Origin of the sequence: Paenibacillus sp. FSL H8-0034, from assembly GCF_038000305.1 — a bacterium.
Classification (GTDB): domain Bacteria; phylum Bacillota; class Bacilli; order Paenibacillales; family NBRC-103111; genus Paenibacillus_S.
On the sequence record NZ_JBBOBS010000001.1, the window covers coordinates 2952089 to 2968464 of the forward strand.

12 protein-coding genes are annotated in these 16376 nt (G+C 45.8%); 8 read left to right on the plus strand and 4 right to left on the minus strand.

Features of this window, described 5'->3' with window-relative positions; translation table 11 throughout:
* Position 1: 1 nt before the first annotated feature.
* Positions 2-1783, minus strand: a complete 1782-nt coding sequence (locus NST47_RS13210) for a sensor histidine kinase (RefSeq protein ID WP_341155573.1) — start codon at positions 1781-1783, stop codon at positions 2-4.
* Positions 1780-3363 (minus strand): response regulator, encoded by a 1584-nt coding sequence (locus tag NST47_RS13215; protein ID WP_341155574.1) that lies wholly within the window; start codon positions 3361-3363, stop codon positions 1780-1782. Before NST47_RS13215 ends, NST47_RS13210 begins: the two co-directional genes overlap by 4 nt.
* Positions 3364-3508: 145 nt before the next feature.
* On the opposite strand from NST47_RS13215, the gene NST47_RS13220 reads away from it, so the two are divergent.
* From NST47_RS13220 to NST47_RS13235, 4 genes are all read left to right on the plus strand, one after another.
* Complete coding sequence (locus NST47_RS13220) at positions 3509-4861, plus strand: ABC transporter substrate-binding protein (protein ID WP_341155575.1); 1353 nt, start codon at positions 3509-3511, stop codon at positions 4859-4861.
* Between the two features lie 105 nt (positions 4862-4966).
* On the plus strand, positions 4967-5839 hold the full coding sequence (locus NST47_RS13225) for a carbohydrate ABC transporter permease (protein ID WP_341155576.1): 873 nt from the start codon (positions 4967-4969) through the stop codon (positions 5837-5839).
* Positions 5840-5864: 25 nt separating this feature from the next.
* Positions 5865-6713: a carbohydrate ABC transporter permease gene (locus NST47_RS13230; RefSeq protein ID WP_341155577.1), complete on the plus strand. Its 849-nt coding sequence runs from the start codon at positions 5865-5867 to the stop codon at positions 6711-6713.
* Between the two features lie 109 nt (positions 6714-6822).
* Positions 6823-7824: a Gfo/Idh/MocA family protein gene (locus NST47_RS13235; protein WP_341155578.1), complete on the plus strand. Its 1002-nt coding sequence runs from the start codon at positions 6823-6825 to the stop codon at positions 7822-7824.
* Between the two features lie 203 nt (positions 7825-8027).
* Here the strand turns inward: NST47_RS13235 and NST47_RS13240 are convergent, their stop codons facing one another.
* Positions 8028-9665, minus strand: coding sequence for a response regulator (locus tag NST47_RS13240; RefSeq protein ID WP_341155579.1), 1638 nt, complete (start codon positions 9663-9665; stop codon positions 8028-8030).
* Complete coding sequence (locus tag NST47_RS13245; RefSeq protein ID WP_341155580.1) at positions 9658-11388, minus strand: sensor histidine kinase; 1731 nt, start codon at positions 11386-11388, stop codon at positions 9658-9660. Before NST47_RS13245 ends, NST47_RS13240 begins: the two co-directional genes overlap by 8 nt.
* 318 nt (positions 11389-11706) lie before the next feature.
* On the opposite strand from NST47_RS13245, the gene NST47_RS13250 reads away from it, so the two are divergent.
* The 4 genes from NST47_RS13250 to NST47_RS13265 all read left to right on the plus strand — a co-directional run bounded on the left by NST47_RS13250 (position 11707) and on the right by NST47_RS13265 (position 16349).
* Complete coding sequence (locus NST47_RS13250) at positions 11707-12447, plus strand: helix-turn-helix transcriptional regulator (protein ID WP_341155581.1); 741 nt, start codon at positions 11707-11709, stop codon at positions 12445-12447.
* A gap of 39 nt (positions 12448-12486) precedes the next feature.
* Entirely contained in the window at positions 12487-13458 is a 972-nt protein-coding gene (locus NST47_RS13255; RefSeq protein WP_341155582.1) for an ABC transporter permease, read from the plus strand.
* Between the two features lie 188 nt (positions 13459-13646).
* Positions 13647-14513, plus strand: a complete 867-nt coding sequence (locus NST47_RS13260; protein WP_341159669.1) for a carbohydrate ABC transporter permease — start codon at positions 13647-13649, stop codon at positions 14511-14513.
* 126 nt (positions 14514-14639) lie between these two features.
* Positions 14640-16349 carry an extracellular solute-binding protein gene (locus NST47_RS13265; RefSeq protein ID WP_341155583.1) on the plus strand — a complete coding sequence of 570 codons (1710 nt, stop codon included), beginning with the start codon at positions 14640-14642 and terminating at the stop codon, positions 16347-16349.
* Positions 16350-16376 lie beyond the last annotated feature (27 nt).

Genomic DNA, 16376 nt, shown 5'->3' on the forward strand with positions numbered 1-16376 from the left:
TTCAGGAAGAATTGGTCTCACGAACAAGAGGAATGCGCAGCGTAACCTCTGTCCCGCCTTGTGCAGGCGAGGTGTATAGTAGACTGCAGCTGTCGCCATAAAATAATTGCAGCCGTTCCTTGATATTACTAATGCCAAAGCCTCCGCAGCCAGTAGAAACGAAAGTCTGATTGTTTAATTGCTGCATCATGCTTGGAGAAATACCGTATCCGTTATCCTTGACGAGGAATTCCATGAATTCCTCGTTTTTGTGTACGTAAATAAGGATGAAGCCTTTATGCTCCACGTGACGGATGCCATGGGCGATCGCATTTTCGACAACGGGCTGCAGCAGCAGCTTGAGCATATGGACTGATTGGAGTGATGGCTCCATCTCAATATGATAATCGAATCTATCGTTATATTTCATTTTTTCAATGAGTAAATAGCTGTTAACATGCTCTAACTCCTCACGGACGGTGATGATCGCGGCCCCTTTGCTTAATGAAATCCGATAAAAAAGTCCCAACGATTTGGCCAGCTTGTAGATGTCATCCGTCCGTTTCAGTTTAGCCAGACCGCAAAATGATTCCAGTGTATTATACAAAAAATGTGGCTTGATCTGGGACAGCAGCAGCTCCAGCTCCAGATTGCGCTGTCTGGCCGAGGCTTGCTCGATTTCCACGGTATACGCTTCGAGCCGGTCCATCATTTTAGCGAACGTACGGCTAAAGAGCCCGATCTCATGTGAAGCTCCCATTAAGGGAGTCATATCATTACGGAAGGTCCATTCAATTTTTTTATCAAAATTGATCGATTGCAGGAGTCGTGTTAATGTCGTTACCGGCTTTAGCATCCGCGAAGAAATAAATATGGACAAAGAAAGGATGAGCGTCCCGGCTATAATCATGAAGATCACCATGAACTCCAGGACACTGCGGCTGCTGTAGTTAATTTCCGCTGTCGGTACAGCATTGATGATCACCCAGTCGCCATACTGGGACGGATATTGGGTAACCAGATAAGACTTGCTGTCCAGCTCCATCTCCAGATCCTCCCTACCATGGATCGGAACGGTCCGGAGTTGTCCCATAATCCTGTCCATGTTGTTCGAATCGGTACCAAATAACAATTGGCCGTCCCGGGTGATGACATAGAACTTGCGGTCACCCGTTACATTGTTCGTCAAGATACGAAATACAGGCGTAAGCTCCATATTGATTTGCAGCAGACCCGATTTAAGCAAGGACGAATTGTCATAATAATTCATAAATACCGATATAAAATGCGGTTTCTCCGGAGGGTCGTCCGGTGCACGCACCGGCAGCCAGTATTGGGTTAAGGAAGGAAGCTGATCAATCGTCGGGTAGGCTGCGAGACTGGATATCCGTTCTTCCGGCTTTTTCACTTGAGCACCGAACTGAAGCACGGCTTGGTTGCCTTGATATACATAAACGGAATCTACATAGGGACGTGTAGAAAGCATGTTTTTCATATATAAATAGCTGCTGATTTGATTGTTGACGTATTGCGGATGCGAGAAATCGGGAAAGGTATGGACCAGCATACCCAGCTCATTGTTAGTGTACATGCCTTTGGCCAGCCGATCGATATCCTCCTGCATTTGGTGGATATCTCTATCGAGGACCTCGGTTGTATAATTGATCGATTGCTTGGTTTCCTTGAGCAGCAGGCCTGACACCCTGTTATACATCCCAATGCCAAGTGTAACAAAGGAAAGCAAAATAATCAGTACCAGTATGGCATTCATACGAGCGCGTATCGAACCGAAGGAAAGCTTCATCTGGCCCTCTTGTACTCGGAGAAAGAGATCTGAAACATTTTTTTGAAGCATTTACTGAAATAAACGGGATCACGATATCCAACCTTTTCTGCTAATACATGGAGCTTGTAATCCTGCTCACTGAGAAGCTCGACAGCCTTGTGCATACGCAGTGTGTTGATATATTCACTTAGCCCTACACCTTGAAGCTTCTTGAAGCGATGGCTCAAATAAGAGGCCGAGACAAACAGCTTTTGTGATAGCAGCTCGACACTCAAATCCGGGTCATGCAGTGCTTCCATAATCAAATACTTGGACTGCTGTACAAGCTCATCCTTCTTCGTAAGCTGTTCCTGGTAATAGGAAACCGACAGCTCTGTAACAATACGAATCGTGGTTTCAGCAAGCTCTGCAAGAGTTTCCACCTGCTGGATCACGTCGGATGTCACTTGCTTTTGCACTAATCGATGGGCTTCGAGATTGAGCAGCTCACTGGAAAACAAGAATGCAGCTTCCCGGGTGTAGGCTTGTTCGTTGGCCAATGCCACATAATAATCCTTCAGGATCGCACGCAAATTAGCAGTTTGGCCTGAGCGAATAAGAAAGGATAGCTTTTCTCTTGGAAAAGCAAGATAGGATTGTCGGGCTTCCTGCGATCGAATACTTGTGGGTCGAATCATGCTCCCATGCCCAAGATAGAACTTACGGGCAAGCTGCTGTTGGGAGGATAGGAAAAGCTGTGGCAGACTATCGTATCCACTGTTGGTTTCGCTCATTCCTATAGTTAAGGATAAGGAGTACCTGGCATGTACCATTTCCATCCATTCAGCAAGAGCAGCCGGCAGGAAATGCTCGAACCCATACGTGGAGCCTATGACCAGAGTCAAGGTTCTGGAATCCACTCTATGTAACACATGCCAGGGAAGACCCGCATTTCTCAAGCAGCTGATGCCGAATTCGAGCACCTGGCTGACAACATCATCAGCGGAATCGCTATAACCGGAATCCGTTGGAGAAAGCTCGGTTAAGGATGGTCCTAGCTCCACTATTGCACATTGGATATAATCAGATGGCAGCGTCACTTGGAAATCGTGCAGATTGGCGGCGACCTGTTCATTAGACAAGGAATTTTCTAACCATAATTTGATAAAATGGGCAAATCGCACGCTTTGCAGTGCACTTTCCGATGCGTCCCAATGCTGCAGCTTCTGAATTGTTAGTGCACGGCTGTCCAGTTCATGCTTCACACGCTGTACAGCAGTTAGCAGGGCATGATCGTCAATCGGCTTGAGTAAATAATCTGTAACTTTGTAAGTAATCGCCTGTCTGGCATATTCGAAGTCACTATAGCCGGATACTATAATCATGTGCATGAGCGGGTAATAGGTATAAATTTCTTTGGCAACCTCAATCCCGTTTACAATGGGCATATTGATATCGATAATAACCAGATCAGGTACCGTCTGTGCAAGCTGGGATAACACTTGTTTCCCATTCTCCGCTTCCCCGACGATTTCAAAGCCTTGATCCTGCCAGTCTATGGCGTTTTTCAGCATTTCTCTGACGAGGTATTCGTCGTCTGCAATTAGAACCTTTAGCATTATGGGTACTCCTTCCATCTCAAAAAACACTAATAAATCTACAAGTAGAGTGAAGATTATTGCATGTAGTTCGACTGGCTTTGATTATACAATATAAATGTGCTTAAGAAATATGAGCAATTATCCATATACAGGAGGGGTTTTCTTGAAAAAGATAGGTTCAGTCGTACTTATGCTCACCATGATATTCGCACTTTTGGCCGCTTGTTCCGGTAACGAGGGGGCCGAGCCGTCCAAAGCATCCGCACCGCCAAAAAACACTCAGGCAGCATCCGAGCCTCAAAAGGACGGTCCCAAAGTAACATTGCGCTTTGCAACCAATTATGTGGCCAATCAACCGATGGGCCCCATGCAGCAGCAGATTTTGGATCAATTCAAGAAAGACTTCCCGAACGTGACGATTGCGATGGAAGAATCGGCGGGTAACGACCTGCAAACCAAGATCAAAATGGATGCGGTCAGCGACAGAATTCCTGATGTGTTCAACTACTGGCGGATGGATCCGGTTTTTGGATTGGATGGTATTGCGAAGGCTGGACAGCTGGCGGACTTAAGCGATTGGGTCAAATCGGACCCTGCTTTTAAGGATCTGTTTGATGATGATTTCTGGAAAACAGCCACGCTCGAAGGAAAAACGTATGGTGTACCTATCGTCATGTATTTCATGCAAATGTTCGTCAACAAAGAAATACTGGATAAAGCGGGAATCGCTGTTCCACAAACCTTTGAGGAGCTGTTGGCGGCCACTAAAGCGTTGAAGGCAAAGGGCTATGTGCCTTGGGGCATTAATACACAGGCCGATAGCCTGGCCAATCGTTTGTACAATTATGTGATGAATGGAATGCTGACGAACGAGAGAGCGTTGAAGATGCACTCAGGGCAGGAGTCGATGAACGTACCCGAGGTGGTTAAAGCATTAACACTGCTGAAGGAGCTGGTTGTCGGCAACATACCGGAAGATGCGGTAGCGCTGAATACGGATGCGGTCATTTCCAAATACATCAATACCGAAAAATCGGCTTTGTTTGAGAGTGGTTCGTTCTCAACCCCGTTAATCAAGCCTGAAATTCAGGCCAAAATGGTAGCCATCGATTTCCCGCTTATCCCGGATGGCGCCCAAAAAACAAAAACCATTGAAAAGGATCTGACTAATCTGTATTATGTCAGTGCCAAATCGTGGGCAGATACCGATAAGCGTCCCTACATCCAGGAGCTGTTACGGAGATTAACGTCCCGGGAAGCCGGGAAATCATACGCAGAGAAAGCTGGACAAAACATTCCGATGAAGGGTGTCGAGGTCGATCCGGTGAAAATTGGCCGATTGGCATTCGATGCGCAAAAGCTGGCAGCCAAGCTGCCTGCCAACAAATGGCTGAATGCCGTGATGAAGCCGGATCAGCGTACCAAATTCGAGTCGAAGATGGGGGCATTCTACGGCGGACAGATTACACCGGAGAAGCTTGCTGAGGATTTGAACGCGATATTTTATAGCAAATAATCAAGCTTGATGTGTTCATGCTATTGAGACTACGGGGCCAATCCGCTCTCGCGCCGAGAGCAGGTTGGCCTCATTAATCCTGTAAAGGTAGGAGGCAAATCCAGTATGGGGTTGCTTGCATTTCGTAAGACGGTTATTTTGTTTATGCTGCCCAGTCTATTGATATATGGCTTGTTCTTTGTAGTTCCATTTGCACAAACCTTTTATTTCAGTTTTTTTGAGTGGAGTGGCATCGGGAAGAAGACATTCCTTGGTTTTAAAAATTATATGGATCTTATGCATGATCCGCTTTTTTTGAATGGTTTCTGGAGAGTGCTAATCTGGGCCTTGCTGGCCATTGTGATTAAGGACGGACTGGCGTTGGTTCTGGCAAGCGTACTGAGAAAGCCGATTCGCGGCTCAAACTGGTTTACGACTGTATTCTTTTTACCTGTGGTGATCTCTACGGCAGCGATCGGACTGATGTTTTCATTAATGTATGACAAGGATATCGGGCTGCTGAACTTGTTTCTGCAAACGATTGGTCTTGGGGATTGGTCGAGAAGCTGGCTGGCCGATGAAAATACGGCTTTCTATGCAGTAATTGCTGCTCCTCTCTGGCATACGATCGGTTATTTTTTCATTATTCTGCTGGCGGGTATGCAAAATATACCAGAAGAGGTATATGAAGCAGCCACACTGGATGGGGCAGGAGCATGGACGCAGTTTACACGGATTACGATTCCGTTAATTTGGCCTATTTTGCAAATATGCATGATTTTATCGATAACGGGAGCCTTCAAAAGCTTCGATTACGTCTTTATTATGACCAAGGGCGGTCCGGGCGACTCCACACAGGTCCCGGCAACCTATATGTATGAAACTGTATTTGTTGGAATGAAATATGGATATGGAACAGCGATAGCCATCCTGATTTTTGTATTTAGTCTGGTCGTCACTTTGCTATTTCGCAAGCTGACGACTTCAAAGGAACAGTAATGACAACCGATGGGGGGACCAGAGAATGAGCAGGATGCAAGGCGGTCGCATGGTCGGCAAGCTGTCGACAGCCGTCAAGTATGGCGGATTGATCGCTTACTCTTTAATGACATTATTTCCGCTGCTGTGGATATTAAGTATTTCGTTTCGTGATAACGACCAAATATTTACGAGTATCCGATTGATTCCGGAGTCCTTTAAATGGACGAACTATGAGCAGGTACTTCTGGGTGGCAACATTCCCCGCGCCTTTTGGAATTCTGTCAGCATTACGACACTTTCCATTGTACTGCTGCTGTTTTGTGTGCTCACGCTGTCGTTTGCGATTTCCAGATTTCGCTTTAAAGGCGCCTCAGCGGTGTATCTGATTTTTTCCGCTGCCGTGATGGTTCCTACGGTGACCATTCTGCCGATGACATTCAAGCTTTTTAACGATCTACACATATTTGGATTCAAATATTCGATTGTGTTTGCCTATGTAATTTATGAGCTGCCGGTTTCTATTTTTTTGATGGTGATGTTTATGCGGGCGATCCCGCAGGAGCTTGATGAAGCGTCAGTGATCGACGGCTGCAATATTTGGCAGTTATTTACGAGAGTGATTCTGCCACTCAGCCGCAATGGAATCGTCACGATCACGATTTTAGCATTTGTTGCGTACTGGAATGAATATTTAACGGCTTTGATTATGCTGCCGGATCGGGCTAACCGTACGTTGTCCGTTGCATTATCGTTCACCAAGGATGAGAATAGTGTGAAATACGGGTTAATGGCGGCCTCCGTGATGATCGCGGTCATTCCGATGATTATTTTTTATTCGATCGTCAAAAACCAGCTCGTCAAGGGGATGTCCTTGGGGGCAGTGAAAGGCTGACTTAAGAGTCTGCAACGGATTTTATGAATTATTCGTGCTTTATGTTGAAGCTTCACTGATGTGTTCCTACTATAATATAGAAGAAACAAACGAATCGGGAGGAAATGACATGGAAAAGAAATTGCGCGTGGGTATTGTAGGCTGTGGAAAACATATGTTTGAATTTATTTACACATGTCTCAGATGGACACAGCAGGTTCAGGTAGTTGCTGTTTGTGATATTGACGAAGCCAAGCTCAATCGGTTCTCGAACTACTACAACATTCCGCAGACGTATACGGATTATAACGAGATGATTGCCAAGGAATCGTTGGATGCGATCGTATGCGTCATTAATGAGCAGATGCATTACGAGGTGGCAAAGGCGGCTTTGCTCGCTGGAATCGATATTTTTGTAGAGAAAACGCCAAGCTCCACCAGCCAGCAGGCTGAGGAACTGATCGAGCTGCAGAAGCAATCGGGCAAGACTGCGATGGTTGGTTTTAACCGTAGATTTATGACTTCGTATGTGATGGCCAAGGAAATTGCGTCACGCCCGGAATTTGGCGGTATTCATATGTATCAATCGCAATTCAACACGACCCCGTATAAATCGGAAGCATACTTTAAGCTGAACCACGTGATTCATCATCTGGATTTGGCTCGCTTTATGATGGGTGAGATTAAGCTGACTCAGGTGCAGCGTGTGTTTATTGATGACAAAAGAGTTGGCTATACGATTTCGTTCCGGTCGGAGTCGGGTGGAATCGGTACGATTCAGTCCGGTTCGCTGTTGGATGAGCTGTATCCGATGGAGCGGCTGGAGCTGATTGGCGACCGTCAAAATGTCGTGGTCGATAATGTGAAGAACCTTGTTTATAACCGTCCTCCCAGCCAAAAGAAGGATCAATTCAAGCCTTATGCGCTGCTTGAGGGTGGCGATACGTTAAGCTGGAATACGAGCCATGGTCTGTATCCGAAGCATTCCCATCATGGCTATGAGGATGAGTTGGTTTACTTTATCGATTGTCTGGTGAACGGTCGCAAGCCGGAACCGAACTATGAGGATGCCGTGCAAACGATGCGTCTGCTGGAGGATATGGAAGTACTGCTGGCTGAGCAGGTGAAGTAACGGCAGCTACCCACGAAAGCTGAGTGAACAGGGATCATGGCCGTGCAAGGTCATCCTGAGTGACCCTGCTTTCGATGAAGCTGGATACAGCAGATAGGCTGGAAAATAAGATACCTGTTGAGGTGTGTTATTTTCCAGCCTTTTCAACAACACGAATGTATCGCTGTGTGCGTGTACTTCTTATCCAGAGACGAAGCAACGCATCAGGTTTCCCTGCTGCGGTATTCGTCGGGAGTCATATTGAAATATTTTTTAAAAACACGTGAAAAGTGAGAGGGGTTTACATAGCCGGATTTTCGGGAAATTTCATGAATTTTTTCATTGGTTTCGCTTAGTAAATGAGAGGCTTTTTCCATTCTTAATCTATAGATGTAGTCACTCATGCCTTCGCCAGTTTCCAGCTTGAAGATTTTCGATAAATAGGCAGGGTGAAGATACACATGATCGGCCAACGATTGCAGGGACACATCTTGATCAAGATGGGCGTGCACGAATTCCTGCACCTTTTGAATAATCGTATGGTGGCTGCCTTTGGTTTCTTTGACGGCATGATCCCGCAGGGAATCGATAATCCGGGTTCCCCATTTTTCCAAACTGTCTATGGAGGCGAGCGTTTCATGGTCGGTCGCTTTCAAAATACCGATGTCAGCGAATTGTTCCAGCAATAGGCCTTGCTTGTGCAAGGTTTGCAGTACAGCGGAGCCGAGCATTAGTGCGGTTTCCTGCATATATTCGTAGGTGTAGCCTTTTTTTGTACGGAGCTCATCAATAATGGACATGAACTTGTCTTCGACTGCACTGAAGCGGCCTGCCTCTAGCAGATGAATTAGCATCGGTGGTTCATACAAATTACGCAGAGGTTGAAATTCAGCAGGTGGCACTACATGCTTGGAGCTAATAAAAAAACCATGCAAATTTTCCGGATGTCGACGAATAATGGATATGGAGTTTTGGTAAAATGGATAAATTTGATCGGGATAGCTGCCCCAATCACTGATGAGTACCGATACACTGCCCTTCAGAAACTGAGTCACACTGTCCTGCAGCTGCAATGACAGCTTTTCGAGAATTTTACGAGCCTTTTGTTCATTCATTTCGCTGCCCGACAGGAAGCCAGGGTCCTTGGGTGTAATAACAAACACCAAATAATCGTAGATGTCCTTGCACTGCCATAGCTGAAATTTCTCAGCAAAAATTTCTTCGCTAATATTGACGATGCCAAACTCCAGCAAGGAGCGGCTGTAATCATCATAATTACTGAACCCTTGCTCCATTCGCACGAACATCATGGCAAACAGCTGGTCGCGTTGATCCGGCAGATTGAACATGGTGAGCTTTTTGTTCAACATCAGAGGCGGTATGTATTTGCCCTGCAGCAGATCGTTCAGCAGCGCACTCCGCAGCTGCGGCAGATGCTCGCTTAAGGTATACAACGTACGTTGATGAGAGGTGACTTCCTTCCATTCGGTCTCAATTTGATCGATGGCAGTCTGTACGGTCTGGATTAATTCTTCCTCCTTAACGGGCTTTAAGAGATAAGCGACAGCACGAGAAGAGACGGCATGCTGGGCATAGCTGAAATCGGAATGCCCGGAAAGCAATATACACTTGGTTTTACCGGAGAGCTTATGGATCTGGTCAATCAGTTCCAGTCCGGAAATACCCGGCATGCGGATATCGGTAATCACAATATGAATATTTTCAAACTGAATGATCTGCAAGGCCTCATGGGCCGAGTGGGCCGTGTGTATGGCTGTAATACCCAGATCCTCCCATGGATATGTTGAAGCCAGATTATCAACAACAAACTTTTCATCATCAACAATTAACAGTTCAAACATGGACAGCTACATCCCTTCTCATTGAAAGTACAGCCTTCACACCGCCAAGCTCTGAATGATCGAGCAATAGACCGGATTCATCACCGTACATATAGATTAGTCTTTGGTGCACATTCCATACGCCACAGCCCATTTCTTCTGTTAGCGGCTGTGAGCAGGTACGGCGCAGCTCCTTAAGCTGGATATCAGTCATCCCGACTCCGTTATCCTCAACGACGATATTAATGCTGCTCACGCTCATTTCCATATAGATCGTAATTCGCCCCTCCCCCACGAGCGGCTCCAGTCCATGAATGATCGCATTTTCGACCAAGGGCTGCAGCAGGAGTCGGGGGATCGGCAGGTCGAGCATTTCTGGTGGAATCTGAATATCATAATTGATTTGCTGTCGAAGCTGCTGGATGGTCAGGTAGTTGTTCACGAGTCCGAGCTCTTCTTTCAGAGTAGAGCTTTGCTTTTCCACACGTGTTGTATAGCGATAATAATCGCCAAGATTGGTAGCCATAGCTTCGACAGCCTGGTTCTCCCCTAATCTCGACATACTGACAATGAAGAACAGACAGTTATAAAAAAAATGTGGATTTATTTGCGATTGCAGTTGCTTGAGTGTCGCCTCTCGTGAACGCAGCTTCTCGGCATATACCTTTTCGATGAGCTCCTGAATTTCGGCAGCCATCTCGTTAAACCGACTGAATAAAAAATGAAACTCGTTTTTCGGCTGATTGGACAGTCGTGCTGAATAATCGCCTCGCTTCAGCTTTTGGACGTTATTGATTAGCTCACGAATCGGCATCTGTACATTTCGATAAAGCACAAAAGATATCGCAGTGCCCAGAATGATCAGCACGATGATAACGGAAAAGAATAAATTGCGGCTTTTATACATCGGCGATAACACTTCATCCAATGGAACAAAATCGATCAGGGTCCATCCTAAAGCATTTGACGGAACCGAGCTGACCATATAAGGCTTGCCGGATATCATAACCTGAGCGTGGCTGCCTGAGCTGCCGGGCTGATGATCCTGGAAATAACGGATTAGTTCGGTGATATGCTCGGGATTTCCTTTACGGTTCATAATAGGTTCGAATCCATTTCTATAGAAGAAAGGGTTTCCCTTACGATTGGTCATAAAATCGTCAAGCATATTGCGTAAGTTATCGGTGGAAAAGCTGGTCTCCACGACCAAAGTGGCAGTAGACAGGTCGTTCCGGGCACTTGGCGGCTCGGTTGTGTACCAGGAAAAGCGATCCTCTGTACTCCGGTTATCCTTGGGTTCGAATATCCATTTGGTAATCAGCTGTTCCTGAAGCTCAGGCAGCTTATATTCGATCACCGGATAGGTCGATAACGCAATATTGGAAATCGGCGAATAGACCGAGATATTGTTGCGCCAGCTGCTGGAGCTGCTGAACAGGAGAAGCTTTTCTTCAATCGTCTTTCTCGTTTTGATACGTGCGACATAACTGCTGATCTGATCCAACTGACTAATTTCACGAACTCCGTATTCACCGCTTTCATTGCTTAATGTGATCGAGTGCAGAGCCAGCTGCGCAGCTGTATTTTCCACCTGACTCAGAAAAAAGTTGAGCTGACGAATGCTGGAATCCTCGATCTCGTTCTGAATGACCTGTACGCTGGTTTGATACGAATAACTGTACAGGAAAATAACCGGTAGTAACAGGACAAACATCAATACCATAATTTTTTTGAAAAAGCTCATCTTGAAAGGCATGGAGCGCTTTCACTCCCTTTGAGTGGATTGCTTTCAGTTTATCACGATCCCTTTCGGGAATATAGACGTAGGCGAAGCAGATCTTTAAATGCTTAAAATTAGTACACGTTTCCTAAGAGGAGAATATATGCGTGTTTCCTAAAACCATCTATGATTAACGTAGGGGAACAAACAGTTAACGAAGTGCTTACGAAGTTAGCTTCCTAAGGAAGCAAGCAAATGCTTACGAAGCCAGTTTTGCTACGCAAAACTAAGTTGATGCTTACGAAGTTAGCTTCCTAAGGAAGCTTTAAGGAGGAGAATACTTTGATATCTGGAGCGAGAGCAGTGGTCTCCACGATAAGTGCTGATGCAGGTTCTGGCAGGCGGGAAATAGAATCCGATTGGTTTGTATCCAGTCTCGCGGATTCACTGCTGCTGATTCAACTGCTGGAAACCAACGACTGGACTGCAGCAGAACGCAAGCTGCGAGAGTTATTTGCCAACTGGAATGCGACAGCAGAGGTTACGGGTGAGCATAGGCTGGAGATGTATTATATGCTTTGTATGACCTACAGCTATGCGGCACATCGTCAGGGCAAACAGCCAGAGCTCATTATGGGCAGTAAAACGTCCCAGATGAATGCGTGTCCTGAATTCATATCACTAAAGGAACTGGAGGCATGGGCAATCGGGATATTATTCAAACTAAAAGCAGAGTATGGAGAGGTGGAGCCGTCCAATGTTCCCCATCGTAATGAGACCATCCACCATATTCAACAAATTGTGCAGCAAAACCTGCATGAGGATGTATCGCTGCAGCTTCTCTCAGACAAAGTGAATTTGCATCCCAAATATGTATCGTGGCTGTATAAGAATGAAACAGGAGAAGGCTTCAATGATTACGTACATCGGTTAAAAATGGAGCGAGCTGTCCACTTCTTGCGCAATAGCAGCAAAAAGGTATATGAAATCGCCGAGCATCTGGGCTACCATCATACGTCTTACTTCATACGGGTATTCAAGGAGCGGTTTCACATGACGCCGCAGCAGTTCAGAGATCAATAATGGATGTTATCACACCAGAGACAGAGGAGAGCGCTGGATATGGAAAACGCGCAGCAAATCACGAGAAACGCAGCAATTAAAAAAAATAAAAAAACGGACAAGAAAACAAGGATTAAGTGGAATTTTGCACGAAATTGGCCTTTGCATCTGATGGTGCTGCCAGCATTTCTGGTCGTGCTGCTTTTCCAATATGGCCCGCTGCCGGGGTTAATTATGGCCTTCCAGCAATATAAGCCCTGGCTTGGATTTACGGATTCACCCTTCGTGGGCTTGGATCAGTTCGCCAAGATGTGGGAGTTTCCGCAATCTCGTCAGGTTATTTTGAATACGTTAATTATTGCCAGCTTGAAGGTGTTGTTTCAATTAATAGTGCCATTCGTCTTCGCTCTGCTGCTGAATGAAATTCGTGCTATCGGCTACAAAAGGACGATTCAGACCATGGTCTATTTGCCCCATTTTTTGTCATGGGTCATTCTCGGCGGCATTCTGATCGATATGCTCTCAACGGACGGTGGTATGGTCAATCGGATTCTGGGTGCCGTATTCGGTATTCAACCGATTTTTTTTCTGGGAAATGGAGATTGGTTCCGGTTTACGATTGTGGTCAGTGATGTGTGGAAGGATTTTGGATTTGCTACGATTATATTCCTGGCTGCACTTGCCGGTATTGATCCGAGCTTATATGAGGCGGCGGTCATTGATGGCTGCAATCGATTCAAGCAGGTGCTTTATATCACCATTCCCGGGCTGATTCCAATTGCGATTGTGGTCGGTACACTGTCATTGGGCAGCATTCTGAATGCGGGATTCGACCAGATCTTTAATCTGTACAATCCGCTCGTTTATGGAAAAGGCGACATCATCGATACCTATGTATACAGAGTCGGACTCTTGAGTGGTGATTACAGCTTTGCTACGGCTGTAGGTATGTTCAAGTCGGTAGTCAGCTTTATTCTGATCATGATTGCTTACAGAATGGCGTACGTATTCGCCAATTACCGGATTTTCTAGAAAACTCAGATTATGCTTACGATGCAAGCTTCCTACGGAAGCTCAGCAGATGCTTACGAAGTCAGTTTTCTGTCGAAAACTCAGATTATGCTTACGATGCAAGCTTCCTACGGAAGCTCAGCAGATGCTTACGAAGTCAGTTTTCTGTCGAAAACTTTTAGGAGGGACCCTCATTGAATCACCTATCCATGCCTTACAAAATATTTTCAGTCTTCAACTATGTATGTATGGGGCTGCTTGCAGTGATTTGTCTGCTGCCGCTTATCCACATTTTGGCGGTATCCTTTAGTGCACCAGCTGCGGCCAGTGCCAATCTGGTCGGTATATGGCCGATGGGCTTTACTGTTGACGCGTATACGAAAACGTTGGCCAATGAAAACTTTTTGAGAGCATTGATTAACGGTGTCACCCGTACTGTAGCGGGAACCGTGCTGTCCATGCTGCTCATTACATTGACGGCGTATGCATTATCCAAGGATAATCGCGATTTTAAAGGCAGAACCTTTTACATGTGGGTGTTTGTTTTTACGATGCTGATGCATGCCGGCCTGGTGCCGACTTACATTTTGATTCAAAAGCTCGGAATGATTAACACACTGTGGGCGTTGATTCTGCCCCATGCTGTGAATGTATTTAATATGATTTTGCTGCTTAATTTCTTCCGCTCCAGTGTCCCCAAGGCTTTGGAGGAGGCTGCATATATGGATGGAGCCGGTCATTTCCGCACCGTGTTTAACATCTATTTACCTCTTGCCTTGCCTGCGATTGCTACGGTATCGTTATTTACGATGGTCGGTCAATGGAATTCATGGTTTGACGGTCTAATTTATATTACCAAGGCCCAGAATTACCCGCTGGCCACCTTTTTGCAGACGATTATTGTACAGCGTGATTTAACGAGTATGAACGTGAGTGCGGATGATCTGGAGCAGATGAGCGAGCAGACTGTCAGAGCTTCCCAGATGTTTATTGGCGTGGTGCCGATTCTGCTCGTCTATCCTTTTTTGCAAAAATATTTTGTTAAAGGCATTGTGATGGGATCTGTTAAGGAGTAGGAACAAGTAAGATATTTTCAATAGAAGTATAAATTGTTGCCTGTCAACGATATAGATAATTTGATATATCTATATCATATATCTTCGGATATACTCGGTTTGAAAACAAATGAATGGGGGATTCACATGACACAAATGTTCATCAAGAAAGCTTTTGTACCGTTGCTGCTAACGTCTGCACTGTTAACCGTAACCGCTTGCACCCAAGAGCCAGTCGCAGCACCGAAGGTTCCATCTACTGATACAACAGCACCTACGACAGGCATCCAATATACGGCACCGTTCAAGGATGGCAAATATGACCCACCGATCACGTTGACCACAATTAATCAAATTAGTGCGAGCACAACTTTTAAAAATGGCGAAACGATGGAGAACAATGTTCATACCAAATGGGCGAAAGAGCGTCTTGGCATTAATCTTAAATATAACTGGACAGCACCTGCGGCTAATAAGGCGTTTGAAACGAGGTTGCGCTTGGCGCTTTCCGCGAATGAAGATATGCCGGATGTGGTTGCCATTGCTGGCAACACGGCGCTTGCCAATGACCTGATTGATTCGGGTAAATTTATGGAAGTCGGCAAGATGTGGGAGCAGTATGCTTCACCGCTATACAAGAAAGCAGTTAATGAAGATCCTTCGATGTGGTATCCGTTTATGCGCAAGGATGGAGCCTACGGGATTCCCATTCCTGAATACTCCATGAATGATGACACGGTCTTTTACATTCGCGAGGATTGGCTGGAAAAACTCAATATTAAAGCACCAACCACTATTGATGAGATGGAAAAAGTGATGGATGCGTTCGTGAACCAGGACCCGGATGGTAATGGCAAGAAAGACACCTACGGTATGGCAACTGCTTTCCGTGATTCGCTCGTAAGTACACAAGCGACTGCTGGCTGGCTGTTTGGAGCCTATGGAACGATGGCTGAGATTTGGAATGAAAAGCCGGATGGCACTTTAGCTTATGGTTCGATACAGCCAGGTGTCAAGCCTGCGCTCGGGAAGCTGAGAGATTGGGTGGATAAAGGCTACATCCATAAAGAAGCGGCTCTAATGGACGAAACCAAGGCAGCAGCACTGTTCACATCCGGTCGCGCCGGAATTATTGCCGGACCTCACTGGATGACCTTATTTCCATTAGCTGATCTTATGAAGAACGTGCCAGGAGCCAAATTCAAAGCCTACACACTTCCCAAGGGACCTGATGGCAAGCAGGGCCGTAAAGGCAACCTGAACTTTAGCGGATCGGTGCTCATTAACAAAAATGCAAAAAATCCGGAGGCCTTTTTCGTTTACCAAAACTACCTATTCGAGAACTTCGCTTTCCCCGGCAAGGATAGTGAATTCAAATACCAGTTTGCCGAAGGCTATGATTATGCAATTGTAGACGGCAAGCCAACCGCAGATACAACCAAGATTCCGGGTGGTCGTGTGATTCCGCAGAAATATACGATTGCATTTGAAGGCGCGCGGATCCCTTCTACACAAATGGAGGCTTATGCCAATCTGGCCAAAGGCAATGGACCTACTACACAATTTGAGGTTAGATCCAGTTTGATTGCTGATGAACCAAGACTTCAGGCAGCGACCATCAACCTTGCATTGAAGGATGTATCTTATCGAGAGAAATATACGGCGCCTCCAACCAAAACGATGAAATCGAGATGGGATAATTTGAAGCAGCAAGAAAAGGATACGTTCGCCAAAATTATTTACGGTGAGGTACCATTGGATGAATTCGATAACTTCGTCAAAACCTGGGAATCCTCCGGCGGTAACACCATTACTGGAGAAGTGAACGAATGGTACCAAAGCGTGAAGAAGAAATAAAGTAATTTGAAGATCATACCTATACGG

Coding starts and splice junctions, on each gene's coding strand:
- NST47_RS13210 (WP_341155573.1), bottom strand. CDS start 1,783: ATGAAGCTTTCCTTCGGTTCGATACGCGCTCGTATGAATGCCATACTG.
- NST47_RS13215 (WP_341155574.1), bottom strand. CDS start 3,363: ATGCTAAAGGTTCTAATTGCAGACGACGAATACCTCGTCAGAGAAATG.
- NST47_RS13225 (WP_341155576.1), top strand. CDS start 4,967: ATGGGGTTGCTTGCATTTCGTAAGACGGTTATTTTGTTTATGCTGCCC.
- NST47_RS13230 (WP_341155577.1), top strand. CDS start 5,865: ATGAGCAGGATGCAAGGCGGTCGCATGGTCGGCAAGCTGTCGACAGCC.
- NST47_RS13235 (WP_341155578.1), top strand. CDS start 6,823: ATGGAAAAGAAATTGCGCGTGGGTATTGTAGGCTGTGGAAAACATATG.
- NST47_RS13240 (WP_341155579.1), bottom strand. CDS start 9,665: ATGTTTGAACTGTTAATTGTTGATGATGAAAAGTTTGTTGTTGATAAT.
- NST47_RS13245 (WP_341155580.1), bottom strand. CDS start 11,388: ATGAGCTTTTTCAAAAAAATTATGGTATTGATGTTTGTCCTGTTACTA.
- NST47_RS13255 (WP_341155582.1), top strand. CDS start 12,487: ATGGAAAACGCGCAGCAAATCACGAGAAACGCAGCAATTAAAAAAAAT.
- NST47_RS13260 (WP_341159669.1), top strand. CDS start 13,647: ATGCCTTACAAAATATTTTCAGTCTTCAACTATGTATGTATGGGGCTG.
- NST47_RS13265 (WP_341155583.1), top strand. CDS start 14,640: ATGACACAAATGTTCATCAAGAAAGCTTTTGTACCGTTGCTGCTAACG.